Raw genomic sequence first — 23,257 nt, 5'->3', positions numbered from 1 at the left:
ATTCAATAAATTTAAAAGGTGTCAATTGGATACATACATTCGGGTTCTAAAAAACTATGCTAAGAATAGGCCTCTAATCTTTTTACGCGATATAGTTGGGCTCGTTGTTGGTGAGAAATCATTTGAAAAAAATCACTTGCTTAGCGATATAGAGCTGAACAAATGGGGACTACATAAAAAGCGGGTCGCGCTGGTTCATCGCTTGGCACATCTCAGACGGAAGAAACTTGAAAAACACATTAATGCCGAAGATGCAGCGTTTTTTTATACACATGGATATATTGTTAAAGAAAATTTTTTAACTAAGGCTGAGTTTAAAGCACTTCAATCAGAAATAGCGGCGCACAGTTTTGATACTCGTGAAATGCTTCAAGGCAATACGGTCACGCGACGGATGTCACTTGATGCACAGCAACTCCAGCAAACACAAAAAATAGCAGGCTTTTTACAAAAAACAGAGTGGAATAACCTCATTAGTTTTGTGGCCAGTTTTAAAGTACAACCAATGAATTATATCCAAGTGATATTTTCTAAAATTAATCAAGAACAGCCAGATCCACAGACCAATTTTCACAGTGATACTTTTTATTCGAGTGCTAAAGCATGGCTATTTTTAACGGATGTAGATGAAAGCACTGGCCCGTTTATGTATGTGCCTGGCTCGCACCGCGCAGATGAAAAAAGGTTAGCTTGGGAGCAACATAAAGCGACTCAAATATGTACACAACAACATACTGATGTTTTGTCACAACGAGGCTCATTTCGAATTAGTCCACAAGAATTGCAAGATTTTGGCTTTGCTACACCCATTAAATTTAATGTAAAAGCCAATACGCTTTTAATTGCTGATACTTTTGGTTTTCATGCGCGTGGTGAAAGTGAACAGTCTGCCATACGGGCCGAAATTTGGGCTTATGCAAGGCGTAACCCGATGATCCCTTTTACATTTGGGCATTATTTAACTTTACCTTGGATAAAGGACAGAGCTGTCGGTTTGTACTGGCATGCACTTGATATTTTAGAAGCTCAAAAAATTAAGCGTAGTCCGTGGCGTAAAGTAGGCAAATTAAAGGTGTTGGATCCCGCTCAAATCACCACTGTAGAAAAGCAAAACAAAACTCACGATTAGGTACGCATAAATGCTAAAAATTACATTGCGAGCGTCTTAAAATTATTGCTAATATTTTTAAGCTGAACAAAAAAAGAATAGATTTTCATCAAACCCAGTCATCCAATGAAAATGTGTTCGAATAAGATGATAGGTAAAGGATAAGAAAAGTAATATGTTGAAAATAAAAGCGGTTTTTCTTGGATTAAGTGCATCGGTTATATTGTCTGCCTGCTCAAATTCAACAAGTTTTATCCCGTCTTCTGGACCATCTAGTTCCAAGTTAATGTCGAATGAGACGCTAAATAACAGTGTTCATGTGATTGATATTAACTCAGAGAACTACCTATTTTATTCTCAGACTACACCAAGTTCGATGACTCAGGCTTTTGTACAACGTGCTAAACCTCAACTTCGATTAGGTGCTGGGGATATTGTTCAAATTTCAATTTGGGAAGCACCGCCTGCAGTTTTATTTGGTACAACATCAGCCGATAGTTTAGGTATTTCAGGTGGTGTGCTAAATATGCCTGAGCAAATGATTACAGATCAGGGTTATATCACAGTACCTTTTGTGGGAAATATCAAAGCATCAGGCCGGACTTTAGATCAAATTCAACAGACTATTCGCCAAGGCCTATCGAAAATTGCCAACAAGCCCCAGGTCATGGCACGCTTAAGCCAAAACAACACGAATACTGTAACCTTAATCGCAGATCGTAAATCGGTAAGTATTCCTTTAACTGCGAAGGGTGAGCGTTTAATTGATGTCATTCCAAGTGTGACGGACATTCGCCTATTGAAATCTACAAGTTTTGTCATCGAGCGCGCTCAGCAACATTTTAGTATTCGAGCGGATGATTTAACTCGTAATAGCGTGGAAAATATTTATCTGTATCCTGGCGATACAGTTCGTGTGATGCAAGATCAGTATGAAGTGACGGTATTGGGTGCAACCAATAGTAATACCATACTCAATTATGGAGACAATGGGCTCAGTATTTCCGATGTAATTGCTAAAACTTCAGGTTTGAATGATTTTAGAGCCAATCCTAAAGGTGTATTTGTATTTCGAAAGGCAGAATTTAGTCAATCGAAATTGCCTACAGGTGAAGCAGCACCCGAAGTACTACGCTTTGACTTAACCTCGGCGGAAGGTTTGTTACTTGCACAAAAATTCCAGCTAAAAAATAAAGATATGTTGTACGTGTCGAATGCAAGTGGTTCTGAGCTACAAAAGTTCTTAAGTATTATTGGTTCGATTTTATCGCCAGTCTCAACTACGACATCGATGACCAAATAATATGACGACTCAAAAAACCATTTTGATTGAAATTAGTCGCTTAATCTTTCGCTTAATTAAAGGCAAAACGATTACAGGCATTGATCGTGTGACCTTGGCATATATCAAACATTATGCAAAGCACGCGCAAGCAGTGTTGTCATACAAAGGCAGTGTTCATATTTTAACTCAGGTGCAATCTGAAAAGCTGTTTCAAATTCTGTGTCAAAATCAGCCGAAATTACTGCATTCATCATTTTTTAATGTTTTGACTGAATATGTATTTAAAAATGAGTCAGATTATTCACAGTATGCAGGATGCGTCTATCTAAATTTGAATCATAAAGGTATTGAGTCGAAGTCTTATATTCGAAAAATTCAACAACTTCAGCTCAAAACTGTTTTTTTTGTACATGATCTTATCCCAGTAAATTATCCAGAATATTGTCGTGCACAAGAACAAGCAAAGCATGCACTACGTATACGCCACATGTTGCAAGTTGGGTATGCCATAATTGTTAACTCGGCGTTTACCAAAGCCGAGTTATTACAATTTGCTCAGACGCAAAAGCTAACAGCGCCACCAATTACAGTAGCTTTACTCAGCAGTGATTTACATCATCTGCTTGCACCACCTAAACTTTTGCCTGTATTACAGCATAAAAAATATTTTGTGGTGCTGGCGACCATAGAAGCACGTAAAAATCATTTGTTGTTATTGCAGATTTGGCAACGCCTGATTCAGCAACTCGGCAAAGATGCACCATACTTAGTTTTGGTCGGGCAGCGAGGTTGGGAGGCCGATCAAGTCTTTAATTTATTGGATCGCTGTGAGCTTGTTAAGCGCCGTGTGATTGAATGTTCATCTTCTTGTGATGTTGAATTAAAAGCGACGCTGTTGAATGCACAAGCTTTGTTGTTTCCAAGTTTCGTAGAAGGCTTTGGTTTGCCTTTGGTTGAAGCACTCTCTTTAGGAGTGCCTGTTATTGCTAGTGATATTGGAGTCTTTCGGGAAATCGGACAGGGTGTACCAGAATTTATTGATACCTTAGATACAAAGCTTTGGTATGACATGATTTTGGAATACAACAAAAATGCCTCTTTATTAAGGCAAGATCAGCTGTTACGCATGAAGCACTATCAGCATTGGGAGTGGCAAGATCATTTTAATGCGATTCAGTATGTAATTGAGCCTATAGAGCGGGTAGAGGCGGAATGTCATTGATGGGGCTGCATGCTCTGGAATATGTAAAAGAGGCATGGGTCTATGGATTTTCTTATCGAAAATTTTTGATCCTAAAGACTTTTTTGCCTCATTTACAACTCAAGCGCTTTAAGCTGGATCAGCCTATTTCTGTCGAAGCCGTGTTGATTGTATGGGGTATGCAACCAGTACCTTTAGCATTGCAACATGTAAAAACCTTAATCCGAGTAGAGGATGGCTTTATTCGCTCTGTGGGACTAGGTGCTGCATTTAATTCGCCTATTTCTTGGGTTTTTGATGATTTGGGGATGTATTTCAATACACAAGTGGAATCACGTTTAGAGCGTCTGTTAAATCAACATGATTTTTCGGCTAAAGAATGTGCTGAAGCCAAGATGTTGCAACAGCATTTAATCAGTCAAAAGTTGAGTAAATATAATCTAAAAACGAAGCAGTTTAGTGATTTTCCAGCTATTTCAGGGCGGCAGAAAATTTTAGTCATTGGGCAGGTCGAAGGGGATGCATCTTTACAATATGGATCACCGCATATCAAACGCAATTTAGACCTTCTTGCGCAAGTTCGTCAATTATGGCCAGGCGCCTACTTAGTATATCGGCCACATCCCGATGTATCTGCAGGTTGGCGTAAGGACAGTTTGGGTCTGGCACAAGCACAGCACTATGCCAATGTAATTAGAACAGAAGGTGATATTACGGACTGGTTGGATTGGGCAGATGAAGTACATGTGATGACGTCTTTAACTGGATTTGAAGCCCTATTAAGAGGGAAATCCGTGGTCTGTCACGGTTTGCCATTTTATTCAGGTTGGGGCCTTACTCATGATATATACGCTATAGCGCGTACTAAAAGACCATTGAGGTTAGAGGAATTAATCGCGGGTGCTTTAATTCTCTATCCACAATATCGCTCTTTATTAAATCAACGTCATCCACAGATCACTGCAGTGCAAGCCATAGAAGAGCTGGTCATTTTAAAAAATAAAAACAAAATCAATTGGCTGGGTTGGTTACAGCCTTTCATGAAATATTAATTTTCCCAATAAATCATGGCTTATGCTGTTATCGGCACGCCATGTTTTTGTAAAATTTGCATTATTTTTTCCACACTTACATCCCATGAGGTGAGTGGAATAATGTGTGTAGAGCTTGAGTTTAGATCTTTGCTCCAGACATAAAGGGTTTCTGCCAAAGCATCGGGTTTATCCTGCTGAAAATAGTTTGCTTGGTTGCTACTGACTTCACGAAAAACAGGCAGATCACGAACTAAAAGCGGTTTTTGATAATAGATCGCTTCCATTAGGGGTAAACCGAAACCCTCTCCATAAGAGCAATTTACTGCGCCAACCGTATGTTGATAGAGTAGATTTAACTCAGCATCATTCATATCGTCCCACCAAAATATACGTGTTCCAAAATACGGGGATGCTTTCAAATATTGCAGGGTATGTTCAGATTTCCAACCATAACGCCCAACCAAATATAAATGATGTGGATAGTCTGGATAGCGTTTGAGTAATGCTTCAAAAGCTTGGATTAAACACAAATGGCCTTTACGAGGTTCGATCGTCGATACTTTGAGAATATAGCTTGAGGCTAAGAATTTTTGTTCAAATTCAGGGCGAATTTGCGCCGTATATGTGCTTGGGCTAATTTCACCACCCAGTTTAATGGCTGAGCAAGGCAGATCATCAATCTGATGTTCATGCAGGTATTGAAGCACTTGTTTTTTTACGGTTTCGGACACACAAATAATCTCATCGGCACATACCGCAATGACATTCAGCCAAGCTTGGAGTTTTTGTCTATTTTTGGCGGTGAACCACTCTGGATGCTGTAATGCCAAGATGTCGTTTAAGATAAAAACCTGTTTTGACCCTTTGATTTTCCAGGTCATTAAACGTACTTGATGTTTAATAATTTGATCTGCCGACCAATCTAAACCAAAAAATAAATCACCACTTTTGAGGTTTACATATTGGCGTTTTTTAATATTTTTTTGTGGGTATTGGGAGAGGGCATACTTTTTTTTGCGAGTTGCATAAATCGGATAGAAATTGAGGTTTGGTGCATGCTTTGGCAGACGAGACCATACCGATTTTACAAGGCGTTGAATGCCAGTACCTGCGTCATTCATAGAAATGACAGAGAGATCGGTATAAATGTTTTTGATTGGTTGAGATTGGGTCTTGGGAGTCTGTTGTTTTAAGAGTTGTCGTGCGTAGCTAATATTTCCTAGACGAATATTTATTTTTAAAAAGTGTAGTTTTAGCTTATGCAGCATGTTGCTCGCCCTTAGATTGATCATGCATATTATTTTGTATGGAAAATATACGGCAAAATCTGTTCAAAAACATGAAGAAAAATGATTAATTTTGCAGAAAATTCTTGAATAGATCGAAGCACATGGTTCGAGATAAGAAAAAATCTGAGGCCTATCGACTATTTGCTGATTGAAGTGTTCGTTTGACTTTCTTGGTTTAATAGGATTTACAATTAAAACTTGTGTGATACGTTAAAAATTAATTTTTATTTTTCTATTAAAGTAAGTTATGAATTAAATTGGTGCATATTATTTCGCATAGAAAAATTTAAAATTAAGCTAGAGTGATTGATTTTTAAGTGTTTTAGGCATTTGTTTACAAATGGCGGCAGTAAAATAAATCATTACAAAATAAATATGCACTAAATTTGTGCGTTAACTCAATTTTTATTCAGAATTAAATATCTCTAGAATGAATATGGTGCATTTCACTTGGCAAACAGTATAATAAGGTGAAAGCAAAGGTGCATAATCTTTAATTCTGATAAGGAATTCAATATTTTAACTTTGCTTTTATAAAGTTGGTACGGTATTTGCTTTATAACAACCAACTACTAACACGCACATCAGCAGTGCAACAAAAAATCATCGGAGCAAAATGAGCATGGCGAACAAGGTCCTTCAACTCATCCAAGAAAGTGGCGCAAAATGGGTCGATTTTCGCTTTACTGATACTAAGGGTAAAGAGCAACACGTAACTTACCCAGCAGATTCAATCGACGAAGATACGTTTGAAGATGGCAAAATGTTTGATGGTTCTTCAATTGCTGGCTGGAAAGGCATTGAAGCATCTGACATGATCTTACGCCCAGATGCGGCTACAGGTTTCATCGACCCGTTCTTTGCAGAGCCTACAGTTGTTGTAACTTGCGACGTAATTGAACCTTCAACAGGTCAAGGTTATGAACGTGACCCACGCTCTATTGCTCGCCGTGCAGAAGAATATCTAAAATCTACAGGTATTGGTGATACTGCATTCTTCGGTCCAGAACCAGAATTCTTCGTATTTGACGAAGTTAAATGGGACATCGATATGTCTGGCGCGCGCCATACATTAATCGCTGAAGAAGCTGCTTGGTCTACAGGTAAAGACTACGAAGCGGGTAACTCTGGCCACCGTCCACGCGTTAAAGGTGGTTACTTCCCAGTTCCACCAGTAGATTCTTCACAAGACATGCGTGCGGATATGTGTGCACGTATCGAAGACATCATGGGCCCAGGCCGTGTAGAAGTACACCACCACGAAGTTGCATCTTGCCAGCTTGAAATTGGTGTGAGCTTCAACACAATGGTTCGTAAAGCTGACGAAGTTCAACAGTTCAAATATGCTGTTTGGAACGTTGCTCACCAATATGCAAAAACAGCTACGTTTATGCCTAAACCAATGGTTGGCGATAACGGTTCTGGTATGCACGTTCACATGTCTATCTCTAAAGATGGCAAGAACTTGTTCGCTGGTGACGAATACGCAGGCCTTTCTGAAATGGCGCTTTACTTCATTGGCGGTGTGATTAAACACGCTCGTTCATTGAATGCGATTACTAACCCTTCTACAAACTCGTACAAGCGTTTAGTTCCGCACTTTGAAGCTCCAATTATGCTTGCTTACTCAGCGCGTAACCGTTCTGCTTCTATCCGTATTCCTTATGTTTCTAGCCCTAAAGGCAAACGTATTGAAGCACGTTTCCCAGATCCAATGATGAACCCGTACTTAGGTTTCGCAGCGCTTCTTATGGCTGGTCTTGACGGTATCCAAAACAAGATCCACCCAGGTGAAGCTGCAGATAAAAACTTGTACGACCTTCCTCCTGAAGAAGAAGCTAAAATCCCTACAGTGGCTCATAGCTTAGATATGGCTCTTGAAGCGCTTGCTGCGGATCATGATTACCTTCTTAAAGGTGGCGTGTTCACTAAAGAAATGCTTGATGCCTACATCGAGCTTAAAACTGAAGAAGTTCGTCGTCTTAACACGACTACTCACCCAGTTGAATTTGATATGTACTACAGCCTGTAATTCTGTAAAGAATTTAAGCTTAAAAAAACCCGCGTTTATCGCGGGTTTTTTTTGTGTCTTACGTTATGATGAATCAATCTGGAAATATATAGAATCGTTATGGCAAAACCACGCAAAAAACATACGGGCTTTTTCCCCTGGATTGATCCAGCGGATCAGGCAAAGGGCTTTAAACTCAACTTCTCAGAAGTGACATATTTAGAAGTGGGGCGGACCGTTGAAGGTTATAAGCAGGCTGAATTTGTCGAACTGAAAAACCCCGACTTAGCTTTAGAATTTGATTACCCTGAAAGTTTTTATATCACAACTGAAGGGTTGGTTTTAATTAAAACACCACAAGGAAAGTTTGAAGCCATTGCCAAGACAGATAACTTTTAATTCAACACGATAAAATTGATCTGAAAAATGACCTGTTAGATAGCGGGTCATTTTTATTGAGCAAAAAGTAATTTGCTAACTGTCAGTGCAAACCATGTTGTTTTAAGTTATCAATTTCATAAGGTGCATCTTCGGCAGGATAGCGCAGTTGAGTAATGCCTTGAGTTTTAGCAATGGACCAAATCACACTTTCACCCGCAGGAATGTTTTGACTGTGTAGCGCATATAGTGGGTCTTGCAGGGCGCGCTCTGGTGAGATAAATGTCCAGCCATGCTGTTGAAATGCTGTAATAACATCCTTTAAAAACGCGGCATTAATGACATTTACATGTAAAAGCAAAACATGCTGCGGTGAACGTTGTAACGTGAGCTGTGCGAGCTGGTCATAATATTCGGCGCGATTAAGCAGGTGAGCAATATACGCTTGTTTTAACTGCTGTAATTTGTCTAAATCTTGCTGTTTAGCATAGCCGATATATTTTTGGTTATAAAACCAGTCACTGGCATCTATACTCACACCGCCAATGTTATAGTGGTTTTGCGCTAGCCATTGATAGACGGTATCACGCTTTTCCGTATTATTGCCTTCTTTTAAAAATGGATAACGGTAAATTCGCGTGTAATTAGGTAATGTTTTTAATACTGTATCTGCATGCTCAATGCTTTTTATATAATCCTTTTGCGGATACATTTTCTTTATTCAGGTTTTGATGTAGGGCGCTATGGTTGCCAATCAGATGGCCTGAAATACCCCAATCGCGAATCAATTGTTTGCCTTGATAATCACCAATTTTAATTAGGCTAGGGAAGACAATACTTTTGATGTGTTGGTCTTTTAATTGTCGCAATATGCTTGCATTGATTGTACTGGCTTGAGCATTGAATGCTGGGTTAAGGCCATCATCAAAACTAAGTGCTAATGATTTGGCATGTAAGTGAGCGTTAAAACATAGCAAGCAAATCAGCATGGTATATAGGGCAGTGTGATGTTTTTTCATTTAGGCGTAGTGTTTATTTTTTCTGGCTTATCATACCCATCAGTTACACTAAAGTGTGTTAAAAATGTCATGTAATAAAAACAGAGAAAGAGAAGAGTTTGGCAAAATCTGAACAGCTGTGATGAAAACAATTATCGAGCCATGAAAAATACAGTTCAGTCCGCTACACTAGAGGCAATGATTGAAGGGATATGGAATATGCGGCAGCAGCAAAGCCAATTGCGGGATTGTAAAATCCCCACTGAATTAAGAACGTGGCTGTATGCATCTGGTTCCTTAACGCAACAATTAACAGATTTGGCGCAAGGTATCTTTAAAGTAAAACCCAATGCAGAACATTTTCAGCGTTTGAGCTTGAAAGATGCACAGTGGCTTAAAATGCCAGCGCATCATACAGCGTGGGTGCGTGAAAGTTATTTATATGGCTGTGAAGCACAGCCTTGGGTGAAAGCTAAAAGTATTTTTCCGATACTGAGTTTGCAAGGCCGTGCACGGATATTTCAGCATATTGGCAATAAACCAATCGGCTACTTTTTATTTCAACGTACTACACCCGTATGTGAGCGTCGTGTGTTATGGCTAGAAGATGGCTGGACCCGCCAGAGCTGTTATACTTGGCATGGCTGTAAATTTATTGTACAGGAAACTTTTTTACCTGCATTTGAACAGTATCTTCAGCAACATTCTCTAAGAACATCAAGTTAAGGACAGTCATGACAGCAACGCATCCCATTACTTGGCGTCAGCGTTTAGAAGCTTATTATTATTTGTGTCGCTTTGATAAACCGATCGGCACAGAATTGGTATTTTGGCCGACCATGTGGGCACTTTGGATTGCAAATCAAGGTACGCCTCAGCTCGCTATTCTTATACCAATGATTTTGGGCACAATATTTATGCGTGCTGCGGGCTGTGCAATTAATGATTTTGCCGACCGTAAAGTTGATGGTGCTGTTGAAAGAACCAAAAGCCGTCCGCTGGCAACAGGTGTGATCAGTGCGAAAGAAGCGATTTATGTGTTTCTTTTTTTGGTGCTTGCAAGCGCATGTACCTTATTTTTCTTGCCGATTGAAACTTTTTATTGGTCCTTTGGTGCATTGGCATTGGCGTTCATTTATCCATTTATGAAGCGCTATACGCATCTGCCACAAGTATTTTTGGGTGCTGCCTTTTCATGGTCGATTCCAATGGCATATACCGCGGTTGGGCAAACGCCTGATTTAACTTGCTGGTTGCTCTATTTTGGCAATTTGGCATGGACGGTTGCTTATGACACACAATATGCCATTACTGACCGTGAATATGACTTAAAAATTGGTGTGAAATCGACAGCAATATTATTTGGTAAATACGATATTGAGATCATCTCTTTATTGCAGGTGTTAAGTATATTGCTCATTGGTTCTGCACTCTATTTAGAAAATTTATTGATGCCATTTGGTTTAATTGCATTATTAGCGGTGATGATTGACTTTATTTATCAGTGGAGCAAAACGCGTCATCGAGATCCTCAATGGTGTTTTTGGGCATTTCGTCACAATCGTTGGGTGGGTTTGTTAATTTTTTGCGGTATTTTCATGGCTTTGACCTTTTAAGATTGTTGGTCTTAAAAGCATAAGTTGGCATAAAGCATCCTATTCGGGTGCTTTTTTTATGTATTAATAAAATGGCGTGTAGATTCATGTTTAAAAAATAATGATTAAAAAAGGATATTTTATGAAACATTCAAAAATAGTATTGGCTTTAACTGCAACGGTTTCACTGCTGTCCTTAACCGCATGTAATGATAATAATGACACGTCTGACTCCAATTCAACTCAACCGCCAACTTATGTATCTGAGGCAAACTATAGCCTAGATACCGTAGACAATACGTCTTCGATTAAAGTCATGACTTATAATATGACTAACTTGCAAGGGAAATCGGCAGAAGCAACCGCTTTGGTGTTGTTTCCAAAAGCGACACAACCTAAAGATGGTTATCGTGTCGTAGTTTGGGAGCATGGAACGGTTGGTGCTGGTGATGAGTGTGCACCGAGTAAAAACCCAATTCATCCACGTTTTAAAATTCTTGCCGACACATTATTGGCAGCTGGCTATGTCATTGTTGCACCTGATTATGAGGGCTTAGGTACAACAGGAGTTCATCCATATCTTAATTTATCCAGTGCTGCAAATTCTGCGCTGGCAGCAGTGAAAGCAGCCAAAGAGCATTATGGAACACAGTTGAACGGACAGTGGATGTCGATTGGTCAATCACAAGGTGGGCATGCATCTTTAGGTACAGCAGAATTTGCCAATACAGATAGCAGTTATAAGGGCGCAGTTGCAGCGGCACCTGCATCTAGTTTAGGAGAAATTATTAAAGTCTATCTTGATCCTGCTTTAAATACATCTGGCGTATTTAAAACATATAATATGTTGGATGATCAATTAATGCAGATCCGTTCTGCGTTATCAAAACAACAGATTAGTGTGGCGCAAAGCGAAGCGATGATTGCACAAATTGCAGATGGCTATGCCGAGCTTTTAGCTTATGCGGCATTAACGACATCTGGGATTAAAGCTTATGACCCAAGCTATGATTTAAAAAATATCTTTACCGGAGAAGCAGCTTCAATTGCAGAAAATGCCTATGGTCGCACAGGGGATGACGGTGCATGTTTAAGTTATGCCGATCCGAATGGTGCCAAAGGACTACAAGATCAATTTAAAGTGAGTTTACTGGCGTTTTTAAAAGATCCAACACATACGATTGCTCAGTATGGTATTGATTTAAGCAAAATTGATTCGGATCCAGTGGTACAGAAATTTTTAAAAGACAATCAGCCAGCGACAAATGCAACAGCAGCGAAGGTGATCAAAGCCTCTGTGTATATTATTCAGGGTGGTGCTGATCAGGCGGTGTTACCACAAATGACGCAGAAATTATTTGCGAATATGAAGGCAAAAGCTACTGAGTACTTCCCGCAAGCCAAATATGAAGATGGCTACAAAATGGAGATCGTGCCAAATGCGAGCCATACTCAGGCCATTATTTGTAGAAATGCTGAGGCGGTAGACTTTATTGAGGAAAATATGTCTGCGGGTACGGGTATTACATTAACTAGTGCGCAGAAAGATGCAAGAACGAGTCCGCATTGTACGGGTGTAGCAGCCTCTAATTAATTGGCGAAATAAAAAAGGAGCTTTGGCTCCTTTTTTTATATTTATAGCTTGTGCTGAGAAGCAGCTTTAAGCTCAGTGCAAATCAATTGTAAGGCTTGATGTTGAGATTTTTTCTTATAACTGGCATACAGCTTAAGTGGTTCGATTGAAAAATCAGTTTCTATTATCTGTATATCATCGTTTAAAAATTTCAGTAGATATTCGGGTGCAAAGCTATAACCCATGCCCATGTTAATTAAGTTGATATGCTGCAGTACATTGGTTACCCAATGCATTTGCTGATGCGGCAAATGTTCTAAGCTAAGAATTCGATTGATATTGTCATAAAATACAGGGGAAGCGCTTTGCTCACACATAATGATATTTTGCTTGCTTAAATAAGCTTTGCTGACGATATGACCACTGCTGTGTAGTTTTTTTGAAGCGACCACATAAATTTTTTCGGTCATTAACGCTAAATTTTCATAATCATCGTGCTGAATGGCATAGCGGGTAAAGCTGATATCGAGCTCTGACTTTTTTAATTTTCGAATTTGCTCTAAACAGGTCAGGCTTTGAATGTGAATGGCAATGTTGGGGATTTGGCGTTTTAGTTTATCCAAAATCAGCGGCATGATTTTAAGTTCAGCCACATTTAAAAAACCAATATGAATTTGATTGTTTTTCAGGTGTGCGACTTGTTGCGCGGCCGCGGTCGCTAAATGAGCGCTTTCAATAGCATTTAATGCATGCACTAAAAAAGCATGTCCTTCATCTGTCAATTTGATCTGTTTACTAGAGCGGTCAATCAGTTGAACACCAACTTCTGCTTCTAAATCTTTAATTTGCTGACTCAGTGAGGGTTGTGCAGTAAATAGCTGTTCGGCTGCTTTGGTAAAGCTCCCGTATTGGGCTACGGCAGCAAAGTATTTGAGATGGCGCAATTCCATAGCACGAGCCTCTGCGGGAGAAAAATTAAAAAGCAGATCAGGGTGAAAATATACAGCATGGAAATTATGGCGCAATGTAGATGAAAAGCCTATGCAACTATCGTTTAAATGTCTGGGTGTTTGGTGTGCTTAAAATCTTTTTTACACTTTAGTGATCAAGGCAGGTGCTGGCACCTGATTATAGATGTGAAGTGGCGGAGTTAAAGATGTCAAAGCAATACGATACGGATGTTTTAGTGGTAGGCACAGGGCCTGCGGGTTCTACTTTGGGTTTGGCCTTAGCAAGCTATGGTTTAAAAGTGCAATTGTTTACGCAATTTAACTGGTTGGCAAACAGTCCACGCGCTCATATTACAAATCAACGTGCGATGGAAGTATTGCGTGATTTAGACATTGAAGAGCAAGTGAAAGAAATTGCGACGCCTTGGGAAGAAATGGGTGAAAGTTTAATTACTACCAGCTTAGTGGGTGAGGAAATTGCACGCATGAGTGCGTGGGGCACAGGAGATGAGCGCCATGGTGATTATGTTCAAGGTAGTCCATGTCCATTGGTGGATTTAATACAACCTAAAATGGAAGCACTCCTGGTGAAAAATGCAGGTGAGCGGGGTGCAATTTATCATTTCAATACAGAATATATGTCTCATATCCAAGATGAAGATGGTGTAACGGCAGTATTTTTTAATCATGCAACCCAACAAGAATTTAGTTTACGTGCAAAATACTTGGTAGGAATGGATGGTGCGCGTTCTAAAATTGTCGAGCAGCTGAATCTGCCTTTGGAAGGCGTGATGTCACGTGGTGGTACTGTATATGTGACGTTTAAAGCCGATCTATCGCAGTATGTACAGCACCGCCCAGCGATTTTACAGTGGATTGTGAACCCAGAAGCGGGTTTTGGCGATATTGGTATGGGGCTACTACGTGCCATCACGCCTTGGAATCAGTGGATTATGGGCTGGGGCTTTGATATTGATCAAGGCGAACCGCAAGTGACAGAGGCACAGGTGTGCGCTCGCTTAAATGCCTTTGTTGGTGCAGAAGTGGATGATGTTGAAATTGAAAAAGTGTCATATTGGTATGTGAATCAAACATGGGCAACCGAATATTCTGTAGGTCGTGTGTTCTGTGGTGGCGACGCCGTACACCGTCATCCGCCTTCAAGTGGTTTGGGTTCAAATACCTGTATGCAAGATGCATTTAACTTGGCTTGGAAGCTGGCTTATACAGTGAAAGGCTGGGCAAAACAAAGCTTGCTAGAGACTTATACGGCAGAACGTGCACCTGTAGGCAAGCAGATTGTTGCACGTGCCAATCAATCTCGCTTTGATTATAAACACTTAAAAGATGTGTTTGGTTTTGATCAGGGCATAACGACACAAGCGCAGATGCTGGAGCGTATTTTTGCGGAAACAGAAGAGGCTGCCCATATCCGTGAACAGTTATTTAAAGCGCTAGAGATTAAACATTATGAATTTAATGCACAAGGCACAGAGCTGAACCAGCGCTATGTGTCGGGTGCTGTTGTGCCAGAAGGTGCTGAAGAAATCTTTAAGCGAGACCCACAATTATATTTACAGGCAACAACGCGTCCCGGTGCAAAAGTACCGCATACATGGTTAATTAATGCAAAAGGTCAAAAACGTTCAACATTAGATATTACTGGGCACGGACGTTTTACCTTATTGACGGGTTTGTCTGGTACAGGCTGGAAGAAGGCTGCAGAGGCGCTTGAGCTCCCTTATTTAGATGTGGTTCAGATCGGCTCACGTGAATATCGTGATGTGTATGGCACATGGAATACGAAGTCTGAAGTACATGAAGCAGGTGCAGTGTTAGTGCGTCCAGATGGCTACGTGGCATGGCGTATGGCTGATAAACCTGCAACTGACTTTGACTATGTGGCGACATTAGAACAAGTATTAAATCAAGTGCAATTAAGCACCTAATATGGTGGCTATGCGAACACGATTTGCAATGCAAACGTGTCTCGCATAGGTGCTAGAGATGCGTATATTGGTTGTGGCTTTTCTAATTTTTGCTATATTGGACGGCCACCGAATAGCGCAACAATCTGTAGGGGTTTAGATGTCTACATCCGAAACAAAACCAAATCAAAAGAAAATGATTATTTTGATGTCATTGGGTTTGCTTATCCCTGTCTTTTTGATGAGTATGGCGTATTTAGCAGTAACCAGTGATGAGAAGAATCAGGCTGAATATGCTCGAATTAAAGCGGAAAATTTAGCACGTATACAAGCACGTGAGGCTACAAAAGCAACGCAAGCCAGCTCTGAAGCAGATACGACAACCACTGCAAAGTAGATGTAGAGATCTGCTAAAAAGTTGATTCAAAAGCCAATCAGATGATTGGCTTTTTTGACTTCAATTTTTAATTCATTGCACATCTGAGTAATGTGTATGAGGTTTATTACACATCATTCTTGTGATATCGATTTTGCTAACGAAGAATATCGTTTTTGAGGGTGATTGCACTGGGAATATTGGTATAGCGGAGTACCCGATACCCAGCTTCTTCTAACATTGCATCACGTTCTGCATCGGCCTTTTCTTTGCCTAAATGCGATCGATCGTCCAATTCTATAATCACGACTACATTAAAGTCATGATCTAAAATCACAAAATCAGTGACTTTGCGGTTAAAGAGATTACGGATTTTATATTGGTGGTTGGTGATAAGTGCACTAAAAGCAACTTGAGCCAGCACATGATGCTGTGGGAGGGCTTCTAACAGGCGCGCATACATTTTACTTTCAAAATGTGTAATGACACGACGTGGATAGAACTTTTGCTTACGATAAAAGAATTTTGGAAATAGCATACATAGCAAAGTGAAACTTGCTAAACAGCCGATAATAAAAAATATAAGTTGATTTAAGTCGAGCACGCTAAAACTTACACATAAGAAAAAGCCCAAGGCTTAAATGCTTGGGCTTTTAGAATCTTGGCTCTCCCACCTGGGCTCGAACCAGGGACCTGCGGATTAACAGTCCGTCGCTCTACCGACTGAGCTATGGGAGAATCTGAAACGAATTCTATGTGGCAAACGTGCTTTGGTCAAGTCATTGATTAGGAAAAACAGTCAAAACTGAATTAAGTGTCTTAAAAGTAGTCAAAATGCTCAATTTAATATTTTTAAGAAAGATTTTTAATGGCATTCACATAAGCATCAGCACTTTGTGAAGGTGTTGCTTTACGACAGCTTGCAATTAGTGTCATTAATTCTTGTTGCTTCATTTGAGGATGAATTTGGCTTTGAATGGTTCTAAGTGTTGTTTTTTGCGTGATTGGTAGCTCTTTTGTGCATTGATATAAGCGCTCATACATTTGGTTAGAGGCTTGTTTATTATTTTCAGAGCGTTGCGTGCATTGAAAAATCCCTAACACCGCAATAATTAAGATGGTCCAAAAAATCATAGATTTCAGCCATGGAAGTTCCATTTTTATTCTCCTTATAAAGTCTGTATGGCTTTAAGGTATAGCGAATAGCGCGTAGATGAAAGCAGAAAATACAGCGTTTGGGTTGTATGGATGGCTTTGGAGGGAGTAGTGATCTATAAAATAATAGGCTGCATTTTATAAGAAACGGAAGTATTTAAAGTAGGGGGAAAGTGCTAGGCAATAAAAAAGCCCAAGGCTTAAATGCTTGGGCTTTTTTGAATTTGGCTCTCCCACCTGGGCTCGAACCAGGGACCTGCGGATTAACAGTCCGTCGCTCTACCGACTGAGCTATGGGAGAATCTGAGACGCATTCTATGTGGCAAAGCTGAATGGGTCAAGGGTGTAAATAAAAAAAAGCAATATTTTAAGATTAAATGATTTAAAAACAGGCAAGAAGGTAAAATCTGAGCATTAATATTGATGTTTTTATATTGGATTAAGCGTTAATTACGAAATTTATTTTTTAGTTAGCTACTTACTAATTATAAGTTATGTGCGTTGTATGGAAATCTAAGTCATAATTTTTGCATAAGCAGATTGAACTAATCCATGAGCGCCATAATTGAGTGTAAATTATTGTTATAAGGGCAATAAATTTTAGGTATAAAAAAGCCCACTTCGTAATGAGTGGGCTTTTTAGAATCTGGCTCTTCCACCTGGGCTCGAACCAGGGACCTGCGGATTAACAGTCCGTCGCTCTACCGACTGAGCTATGGAAGAATAGATGGCTCTCCAACCTGGGCTCGAACCAGGGACCTGCGGATTAACAGTCCGTCGCTCTACCGACTGAGCTATTGGAGAATCTGATGCGCATTTTAGGGATGAAAGCTAAAGCGGTCAAGTAAAAATGGAAGATTAAGTACTTAAATGTTTTTTTATTATCCAAAGATTTGATAATTGCTTATTTATTGATTCTTTTAAGCTTTTATAGGATCAAAAGTCATCAGAATAATTTAACGATAATAATTAGGTGAGGGCACGATGGCGTTGAGGGATGCGGTAACAGTAATTACTTTTTTAGCTCGGGGCACAGGTTGAGCTTTGTATGCCGTAGTATTGTATAAGAGATTTTATGTTAATTGGATGCAGGTTTTGCAAATTTTAATTTTGAATCAGAAATTTCACTTTAAATATGATAAAACCAAAAGATAAGGAAATTTTTGATTGGTATGTAATAAGTGAATTTTTCAGGTGATGTAGAGCTTTTTTTATCCTGTTTTGGAACAAAAGAGTCAAGTTCAGATATTTTGAAAGCAGTTATTCTTGTTGCAAGTGAGTTTGACTCATTAGAAACTAATTTTGGTGGAGAAAAACTATTTTATTGGCAATTTTTTAAGAGAGGAGTTACGTTCAGGTTTAATGAACATCAGATACTAGATACCATTTTCATTTACGTTAAAGAGAATGAAGAATATTACCCATACCCATTTTTAGAAGATCTGATCATGGGCATTAATCGTAAAAGTACGAAGCAATCTGTAGCCAATCTATTTGGAACTCCCGAAAAAGAAAGTGACAGTTGGCTGAAATACAGAGTATTTGATAACTATTTACATTTTGAGTTTGATGATTTATTAGAATTGAAACAAGTCACGATAGGACAATATTGAGGCTATTATATTAATTTTGATGTGTTTTTTAATTTAAATCTTAGTCTAGGATTCTTCCGTTTTGTATAACAGCCATTATGCTAAATGGGCTAATCTATCTGCAGTTTAGGCCTCATAATAACTTCATTTCAGAGATCGCTATTAGTGGGAATATATTGTCGAATTTTGTCTTTATGAAGGTTTGTTTTATGATTAGTTGCATTAGATGTCTTATATAAATCCTCATCTTCAGCACACCATTTTACTACGCCTAATACTAGTGATTGAGCATCTCTAGCGGTACGCTTCCCAGTAGTGTAATTCGTTAACTCTGACTTTAAAGCTGCAAGGATTGAATCCTTGGTTTCTAACTGATCCTTTAAATCATTATGCTGACTTTCTAGTTGATCGAATTTTTGTTTTAGTTTCCCAAGATTTGTTGTGTCATCTTTTTCATTGATTAAATCTTTACCATGATTTATTAAGATAGGTAAGAAACCTGCCACTAATACATTTACGGTAGTAGGTAAAAGGTTTAGCTCAACTAAAATAAAATAGGATGCTACACCTGTTAAAGCACTATAAGCATGATTCAGAACAGGAATATGTCTACTAGATATCAGAGGCATTTCAATTATCCAAAATACCTTTAGTTCCTTTGAGCATTTCTTCGAATAGTGCAGATCCTGTAGAAATAATCTCTAAGTCATTATTGAAATTGATGTTTATGAATAAGTGGTCTGGTAATAAATATTCTAATGAAAAAGCGACATCTATTTTTAGATGTGAAACATTTTTCACAGTCACTTTCACACCAGGAAGTTTTGAGTTTATTAAATTAGCAAATTCAAAAATTTTTAATTTATTGAAGATTTTAGGTTTATCAAAGCTAAAATTTAATACAATTCGGCTAGCTGTAATATGTTCTGTAGCAGTTTGTTCTGCAGCAGAAAATAATTCATCAAAACGGAAAAAACAAATTGTCTTCCCATTTTTATCCACTTTTTTAAAATCAGAAATGCTATCAGTTTTTTCTAATTGTTCGAAAAAGACACTCATATATTAAATTCAAAAAATTTCAATCACTTATTTTCAAATTATAATATTTTTATGGAAAGAGATAAAGGAAGTTTTAAATTATAAATAATTTCTAAAATTAATATAATACACGTTATACGAGTTGTTTTAATTTGTTATTTAATTTCAATATCTTATATTTGTATTGGAAACCATAATTGCTGATCTGTAATTCTTAATAGGTTTGCCACGTTCCATGATCAATAAATAGACCATGTTTCACAATTTTTTTTTAGTTTTACTTAACGCATAAAAAATCACCCTTAAGAGGGTGATTTTTTATGTAGAAATAAAATCAAAAGATCTTATTTTTCAACACCAGCAGCTTGGCCAGCATATTTAGCATTTGCATAATCCCAGTTCACTAGGCTTTCAAGGAAAGTAGAGATGTACTTAGGACGAGCGTTACGGAAATCGATGTAGTAAGCGTGTTCCCAAACGTCGATAGTCAACACAGCAACTTTACCGTGAGCAAGCGGAGTGTCAGCATTTGAAGTTTTAAGGATAGAAAGGTTGCCGTTAACTTCGTCAGCAACTAACCAAGCCCAGCCTGAACCGAATTGAGTTGTAGCTGCAGCTGCAAACTCTTCAGCGAATTTTTCGTAAGAACCGAAAGCTTCGTCAATTTTAGCAGCCAAAGCGCCAGTAGCTTTACCGCCGCCGTTTTTAGCCATACAGTTCCAGTAGAAAGTGTGGTTCCAAACTTGCGCAGCATTGTTGAATACGCCAGCTTTAGAAGCATCGCCAGCTACAGCTGTGATGATTTCTTCTAAAGATTTGCCTTCAAGGTCTGTACCAGCAATTAGGTTGTTCAAGTTAACAACATAAGTGTTGTGATGCTTGTCGTGGTGGAATTCTAAAGTTTCTTTGCTGATGTGCGGAGCAAGATCTTCGTAACCGTATGGTAACGCTGGTAAAGTAATCGTTGTCATGTTTTCAATTCCTTGCATTTTGCTGGGTTTTGACATTAAGTGCACTTATTGTAATAGATAATCGAGTCAAATTGCGCATTGCTTATAAATAAGAATACAGAATAAAGCTCGAAATTAAACGTATAAGGCCAAATGTCAAAAACAGGCTTATTTGAAAAATTAAATCGGATTGTTTAATTCGAAATAACTATACTCAATATTGAAATGTTCTGAAATAGCTTTTCCAAGGCGCTGCACACCATAACGCTCGGTCGCATGGTGGCCACAAGCATAGTAGTGAACGCCTAATTCTTTCGCTTCATAGAAGGTGCGTTCACTGACTTCACCTGAAATATACGCATCACAGCCTTGCTCAAAGGCTTTAGAAATATAATCTTGCGCGCCACCTGTACAGAAGCCGACTTTTTGAATGCTGGTTTTATCCGCAGGCAAGTGGATTGCGTCAAAACCTAAACGTTCCGAAAGCAGCTGCTTAAATGCTTCAGGCGACATTGCTTCTGCAAGATAGCCAATATTGCCAATCGGGTTGCGCTCAGTTGGATCAAGCGCTTCAATATTTTGCAGTTCTAAAATATCTGCAATGGCCGCATTATTACCAAGTGTCGGGTGACTATCTAAAGGTAAGTGATAACCCACCAATGAGATGTCATTTTGAATTAAGCTCTTAATGCGTTTTCCACGCATGCCTGTAATTGGGTAGGCTTCACCCTTCCAGAAATAACCATGATGAACTAAAAGCATATCTGCGCCCGCAGCAATAGCAGCTTCAATGGCATCTTGAGATGCAGTCACTGCACACAGAATTTTATGTACTTCAGCTTTACCTTCAATTTGTAGGCCGTTGGGTGCGTAATCTTTAAATTCACGCGATTTTAAAGTTTGATCACACCATTGAATAATTTCGTTTAATTGCGCCATAAACATCTCTTTAAAATTCGCAGTATTTCAGCGGTCTCGATATGCGTTTAATTGTAACTAAAGCATGACAAAACTCTGTGTTTATTTTAATAAGAACAGCATTTTTTGCATTACAATATGAGCTAAATGACTGAGTCATCAAATAAATTAAAAATATTTTTAGAGGATATAAGCGTGCGCCGGACCTTTACGTGGTTACCTTGGGTGTTACTCATAATTGTGATTATAGGTTTTTTCGGCTGGCATCAATTACAAAAACCTAAAGCGCCTGTGGCGGCTGATGGGGTAAAAATGCCTGCAGAAAAGCTAGAACCACTTATTGATACAACTCGTACAGGTGGTGTGGTGTCTTATAGTGCAGCTGTTAAAGTAGCCGCACCAGCAGTGGTGAATATTTTTACCACTCAAAAAGTGAAACAATTAGATCATCCTTTGCTGAATGATCCTGCTTTTCGAGAATTTTTTGGTAATCAATTGCCAGATGGCCAAAGCCAAGACCCAAATGAAAATAGCTTAGGTTCTGGTGTGATTGTACGCCCAGATGGTTATATTTTGACGAATAACCATGTCATTGCTCAGGCGGATCAAATCGTGGTGGCTTTACGTGACGGCCGACGCGCCTCTGCTAAAGTCATTGGTACAGATCCAGACACAGATTTGGCTGTGATTAAAATTGAATTAAATAATTTGCCTGTATTGCCATTTAAATTAAGTGGTAATGAAGTCGGTGATGTTGTACTTGCTATTGGTAATCCATTTGGTGTGGGCCAAACCGTAACACAGGGGATTATTTCTGCCACTGGTCGTTCTGATCTAGGGATTAATACCTATGAAGATTTCATTCAAACCGATGCAGCGATTAATCCCGGCAACTCAGGCGGTGCTTTAATTGATGTGGCAGGCAATTTGATTGGTGTAAATACGGCGATCTTCTCGCAATCGGGCGGATCACTTGGAATTGGTTTTGCTATTCCAGCAAAAATTTGCCAACAAATTATGAATGCGATTTTAAAAGATGGTCGCGTGGTACGTGGTTATATGGGCATTAGCTTACAAGCGGTTTCTCAGGATAATGTTTTTGAGACCAAGGCACCTGGTGTGGTTGTAGCGAATGTACAGAAAAATGGTCCAGCGGATAAGGCCGGTTTTCAAAAAGGCGATAAAATATTGAAAGTGAATGATGAGCAAATCAGTTCGGCATCTTACTTAATTAATTATGTCGCGATGCAAGCACCGAACAGCACAATACAAGTGTCAATTGAGCGCGATGGCAAGCCAATGACTTTAAATGTTGTGGTGACAGAGCGCCAAGTACAAAACCAGAATTCTGATGCGCAGTATATTCCATTACCGCGTTAGTTAAAGTGATTCATACTAAAAGCACCTGAAAAGGTGCTTTTTTTGCTTAATGGTTAAAAATGTCCGAGACAACTCAGTAATAAAAATAAAAGCTTATGTAAATTTTGGTTGCAAAATAAGCGATGAAAATAAAATCGAGCTACGCTATGTTTAACTCATAATAACAACCGAAGAGAATAAAATGAGCTTTATTAGCGCAAAAGAAGCGAAAGAGTTTTCTACACATGCCAATTTAAATATTGAGCAGTACAAAATACGATTAGCACAGCAAATAGAAAGTAATGCGAAGCAGGGCAATACGGCGGTTTTCACTGTTTTGCCGAAGCACTTACCTTTAGATCAAATTCGTGCGCTGTCTGCAGAATTAACTCAAATGGGGTATCAAGTACGCTTTGAGGTAAATGAGTTTTTTTATAGCTTGAATGTGTACTGGATTTAAAACGATCGCTAAGTTGTAAATTTAAATAGCATTGAATAGGCACATATTTTGCTGAATGG

The 23,257-nt window shown here is 39.0% G+C and carries 22 protein-coding genes, 4 tRNA genes and 1 pseudogene; 14 read left to right on the top strand and 13 right to left on the bottom strand.

Going from position 1 to position 23,257, the window contains the following annotated elements:
* Positions 1 to 136 precede the first annotated feature (136 nt).
* The 4 genes from DYI81_RS08560 (at position 137) to DYI81_RS08545 (ending at position 4,646) form a co-directional block, all read left to right on the top strand.
* Positions 137 to 1,129, top strand: a complete 993-nt coding sequence (locus tag DYI81_RS08560) for a phytanoyl-CoA dioxygenase family protein (RefSeq protein WP_171356334.1) — start codon at positions 137 to 139, stop codon at positions 1,127 to 1,129.
* 154 nt (positions 1,130 to 1,283) lie between these two features.
* A complete protein-coding gene (locus tag DYI81_RS08555) occupies positions 1,284 to 2,411 on the top strand; it encodes a polysaccharide biosynthesis/export family protein (RefSeq protein ID WP_117007299.1) in 1,128 nt (375 codons plus the stop codon).
* Position 2,412: 1 nt separating this feature from the next.
* Positions 2,413 to 3,615 carry a glycosyltransferase family 1 protein gene (locus DYI81_RS08550; RefSeq protein ID WP_117007298.1) on the top strand — a complete coding sequence of 401 codons (1,203 nt, stop codon included), beginning with the start codon at positions 2,413 to 2,415 and terminating at the stop codon, positions 3,613 to 3,615.
* An 83-nt stretch (positions 3,616 to 3,698) separates the two neighbouring features.
* On the top strand, positions 3,699 to 4,646 hold the full coding sequence (locus DYI81_RS08545; RefSeq protein WP_171356333.1) for a hypothetical protein: 948 nt from the start codon (positions 3,699 to 3,701) through the stop codon (positions 4,644 to 4,646).
* Between the two features lie 20 nt (positions 4,647 to 4,666).
* Here DYI81_RS08545 and DYI81_RS08540 read toward each other — a convergent pair whose 3' ends face one another.
* Entirely contained in the window at positions 4,667 to 5,896 is a 1,230-nt protein-coding gene (locus DYI81_RS08540) for a glycosyltransferase family 1 protein (RefSeq protein WP_171356332.1), read from the bottom strand.
* Between the two features lie 637 nt (positions 5,897 to 6,533).
* Between DYI81_RS08540 and glnA the strand changes: the two genes are divergently transcribed.
* Both glnA and DYI81_RS08530 read left to right on the top strand, forming a co-directional pair.
* Positions 6,534 to 7,949, top strand: coding sequence for a type I glutamate--ammonia ligase (glnA, locus tag DYI81_RS08535; RefSeq protein WP_171356331.1), 1,416 nt, complete (start codon positions 6,534 to 6,536; stop codon positions 7,947 to 7,949).
* Between the two features lie 99 nt (positions 7,950 to 8,048).
* Positions 8,049 to 8,327 (top strand): hypothetical protein, encoded by a 279-nt coding sequence (locus tag DYI81_RS08530; protein ID WP_106986304.1) that lies wholly within the window; start codon positions 8,049 to 8,051, stop codon positions 8,325 to 8,327.
* An 82-nt stretch (positions 8,328 to 8,409) separates the two neighbouring features.
* Here the strand turns inward: DYI81_RS08530 and DYI81_RS08525 are convergent.
* Positions 8,410 to 9,295: pseudogene (locus tag DYI81_RS08525) on the bottom strand (polysaccharide deacetylase family protein).
* A 228-nt stretch (positions 9,296 to 9,523) separates the two neighbouring features.
* Between DYI81_RS08525 and DYI81_RS08520 the strand changes: the two are divergent.
* The 3 genes from DYI81_RS08520 (at position 9,524) to DYI81_RS08510 (ending at position 12,493) form a co-directional block, all read left to right on the top strand.
* Positions 9,524 to 10,030 carry a chorismate lyase gene (locus tag DYI81_RS08520; protein WP_106986305.1) on the top strand — a complete coding sequence of 169 codons (507 nt, stop codon included), beginning with the start codon at positions 9,524 to 9,526 and terminating at the stop codon, positions 10,028 to 10,030.
* 8 nt (positions 10,031 to 10,038) lie between these two features.
* On the top strand, positions 10,039 to 10,920 hold the full coding sequence (ubiA, locus tag DYI81_RS08515) for a 4-hydroxybenzoate octaprenyltransferase (RefSeq protein ID WP_117007295.1): 882 nt from the start codon (positions 10,039 to 10,041) through the stop codon (positions 10,918 to 10,920).
* Positions 10,921 to 11,041: 121 nt separating this feature from the next.
* Positions 11,042 to 12,493, top strand: a complete 1,452-nt coding sequence (locus tag DYI81_RS08510) for a lipase family protein (RefSeq protein WP_117007294.1) — start codon at positions 11,042 to 11,044, stop codon at positions 12,491 to 12,493.
* Positions 12,494 to 12,534: 41 nt separating this feature from the next.
* Here DYI81_RS08510 and DYI81_RS08505 read toward each other — a convergent pair whose 3' ends face one another.
* Entirely contained in the window at positions 12,535 to 13,422 is an 888-nt protein-coding gene (locus DYI81_RS08505; RefSeq protein WP_117007293.1) for a LysR family transcriptional regulator, read from the bottom strand.
* 206 nt (positions 13,423 to 13,628) lie between these two features.
* On the opposite strand from DYI81_RS08505, the gene DYI81_RS08500 reads away from it, so the two are divergent.
* Both DYI81_RS08500 and DYI81_RS08495 read left to right on the top strand, forming a co-directional pair.
* Positions 13,629 to 15,371: an FAD-dependent monooxygenase gene (locus DYI81_RS08500; RefSeq protein ID WP_117007292.1), complete on the top strand. Its 1,743-nt coding sequence runs from the start codon at positions 13,629 to 13,631 to the stop codon at positions 15,369 to 15,371.
* Between the two features lie 139 nt (positions 15,372 to 15,510).
* Entirely contained in the window at positions 15,511 to 15,747 is a 237-nt protein-coding gene (locus DYI81_RS08495; protein WP_106986310.1) for a hypothetical protein, read from the top strand.
* Positions 15,748 to 15,883: 136 nt separating this feature from the next.
* On the opposite strand, the gene DYI81_RS08490 is transcribed toward DYI81_RS08495, so the two are convergent.
* The 6 genes from DYI81_RS08490 to DYI81_RS08465 all read right to left on the bottom strand — a co-directional run bounded on the left by DYI81_RS08490 (position 15,884) and on the right by DYI81_RS08465 (position 17,685).
* Complete coding sequence (locus DYI81_RS08490; protein WP_106986313.1) at positions 15,884 to 16,330, bottom strand: DUF2726 domain-containing protein; 447 nt, start codon at positions 16,328 to 16,330, stop codon at positions 15,884 to 15,886.
* A gap of 58 nt (positions 16,331 to 16,388) precedes the next feature.
* A tRNA-Asn gene (locus DYI81_RS08485) sits at positions 16,389 to 16,464 on the bottom strand.
* A gap of 114 nt (positions 16,465 to 16,578) precedes the next feature.
* Complete coding sequence (locus DYI81_RS08480) at positions 16,579 to 16,884, bottom strand: hypothetical protein (protein ID WP_117007291.1); 306 nt, start codon at positions 16,882 to 16,884, stop codon at positions 16,579 to 16,581.
* Positions 16,885 to 17,106: 222 nt separating this feature from the next.
* Positions 17,107 to 17,182, bottom strand: a tRNA-Asn gene (locus DYI81_RS08475).
* A gap of 346 nt (positions 17,183 to 17,528) precedes the next feature.
* Positions 17,529 to 17,604 (bottom strand) — tRNA-Asn (locus DYI81_RS08470).
* Positions 17,605 to 17,609: 5 nt separating this feature from the next.
* A tRNA-Asn gene (locus DYI81_RS08465) sits at positions 17,610 to 17,685 on the bottom strand.
* Positions 17,686 to 18,062: 377 nt separating this feature from the next.
* On the opposite strand from DYI81_RS08465, the gene DYI81_RS08460 reads away from it, so the two are divergent.
* On the top strand, positions 18,063 to 18,494 hold the full coding sequence (locus DYI81_RS08460) for a hypothetical protein (protein WP_117007290.1): 432 nt from the start codon (positions 18,063 to 18,065) through the stop codon (positions 18,492 to 18,494).
* 128 nt (positions 18,495 to 18,622) lie between these two features.
* Here DYI81_RS08460 and DYI81_RS08455 read toward each other — a convergent pair whose 3' ends face one another.
* From DYI81_RS08455 to DYI81_RS08440, 4 genes are all read right to left on the bottom strand, one after another.
* Positions 18,623 to 19,102 (bottom strand): hypothetical protein, encoded by a 480-nt coding sequence (locus tag DYI81_RS08455; protein ID WP_117007289.1) that lies wholly within the window; start codon positions 19,100 to 19,102, stop codon positions 18,623 to 18,625.
* 1 nt (position 19,103) lies between these two features.
* Positions 19,104 to 19,532: a hypothetical protein gene (locus DYI81_RS08450; RefSeq protein ID WP_117007288.1), complete on the bottom strand. Its 429-nt coding sequence runs from the start codon at positions 19,530 to 19,532 to the stop codon at positions 19,104 to 19,106.
* Positions 19,533 to 19,855: 323 nt separating this feature from the next.
* On the bottom strand, positions 19,856 to 20,482 hold the full coding sequence (locus tag DYI81_RS08445; protein WP_117007287.1) for a superoxide dismutase: 627 nt from the start codon (positions 20,480 to 20,482) through the stop codon (positions 19,856 to 19,858).
* Between the two features lie 159 nt (positions 20,483 to 20,641).
* The gene (locus DYI81_RS08440; RefSeq protein ID WP_117007286.1) at positions 20,642 to 21,400 is read right to left on the bottom strand and encodes a Nif3-like dinuclear metal center hexameric protein; all 759 of its coding nucleotides are present in this window, start codon (positions 21,398 to 21,400) and stop codon (positions 20,642 to 20,644) included.
* Between the two features lie 174 nt (positions 21,401 to 21,574).
* On the opposite strand from DYI81_RS08440, the gene DYI81_RS08435 reads away from it, so the two are divergent.
* Positions 21,575 to 22,759 carry a trypsin-like peptidase domain-containing protein gene (locus DYI81_RS08435; RefSeq protein ID WP_117007285.1) on the top strand — a complete coding sequence of 395 codons (1,185 nt, stop codon included), beginning with the start codon at positions 21,575 to 21,577 and terminating at the stop codon, positions 22,757 to 22,759.
* Between the two features lie 181 nt (positions 22,760 to 22,940).
* Positions 22,941 to 23,198 (top strand): hypothetical protein, encoded by a 258-nt coding sequence (locus tag DYI81_RS08430; protein ID WP_117007284.1) that lies wholly within the window; start codon positions 22,941 to 22,943, stop codon positions 23,196 to 23,198.
* The last annotated feature ends 59 nt before the right edge of the window (positions 23,199 to 23,257 follow it).

It is taken from the genome of Acinetobacter sp. SWAC5, from assembly GCF_003419885.1.
Lineage (GTDB): Bacteria > Pseudomonadota > Gammaproteobacteria > Pseudomonadales > Moraxellaceae > Acinetobacter > Acinetobacter cumulans.
This window is presented reverse-complemented; position numbering and strand designations above follow the sequence as displayed.

Coding starts and splice junctions, on each gene's coding strand:
- DYI81_RS08555 (WP_117007299.1), top strand. CDS start 1,284: ATGTTGAAAATAAAAGCGGTTTTTCTTGGATTAAGTGCATCGGTTATA.
- DYI81_RS08550 (WP_117007298.1), top strand. CDS start 2,413: ATGACGACTCAAAAAACCATTTTGATTGAAATTAGTCGCTTAATCTTT.
- DYI81_RS08540 (WP_171356332.1), bottom strand. CDS start 5,896: ATGCTGCATAAGCTAAAACTACACTTTTTAAAAATAAATATTCGTCTA.
- glnA (WP_171356331.1), top strand. CDS start 6,534: ATGAGCATGGCGAACAAGGTCCTTCAACTCATCCAAGAAAGTGGCGCA.
- DYI81_RS08530 (WP_106986304.1), top strand. CDS start 8,049: ATGGCAAAACCACGCAAAAAACATACGGGCTTTTTCCCCTGGATTGAT.
- DYI81_RS08520 (WP_106986305.1), top strand. CDS start 9,524: ATGCGGCAGCAGCAAAGCCAATTGCGGGATTGTAAAATCCCCACTGAA.
- ubiA (WP_117007295.1), top strand. CDS start 10,039: ATGACAGCAACGCATCCCATTACTTGGCGTCAGCGTTTAGAAGCTTAT.
- DYI81_RS08510 (WP_117007294.1), top strand. CDS start 11,042: ATGAAACATTCAAAAATAGTATTGGCTTTAACTGCAACGGTTTCACTG.
- DYI81_RS08505 (WP_117007293.1), bottom strand. CDS start 13,422: ATGGAATTGCGCCATCTCAAATACTTTGCTGCCGTAGCCCAATACGGG.
- DYI81_RS08500 (WP_117007292.1), top strand. CDS start 13,629: ATGTCAAAGCAATACGATACGGATGTTTTAGTGGTAGGCACAGGGCCT.
- DYI81_RS08495 (WP_106986310.1), top strand. CDS start 15,511: ATGTCTACATCCGAAACAAAACCAAATCAAAAGAAAATGATTATTTTG.
- DYI81_RS08480 (WP_117007291.1), bottom strand. CDS start 16,884: ATGGAACTTCCATGGCTGAAATCTATGATTTTTTGGACCATCTTAATT.
- DYI81_RS08455 (WP_117007289.1), bottom strand. CDS start 19,102: ATGCCTCTGATATCTAGTAGACATATTCCTGTTCTGAATCATGCTTAT.
- DYI81_RS08450 (WP_117007288.1), bottom strand. CDS start 19,532: ATGAGTGTCTTTTTCGAACAATTAGAAAAAACTGATAGCATTTCTGAT.
- DYI81_RS08445 (WP_117007287.1), bottom strand. CDS start 20,482: ATGACAACGATTACTTTACCAGCGTTACCATACGGTTACGAAGATCTT.
- DYI81_RS08440 (WP_117007286.1), bottom strand. CDS start 21,400: ATGGCGCAATTAAACGAAATTATTCAATGGTGTGATCAAACTTTAAAA.
- DYI81_RS08430 (WP_117007284.1), top strand. CDS start 22,941: ATGAGCTTTATTAGCGCAAAAGAAGCGAAAGAGTTTTCTACACATGCC.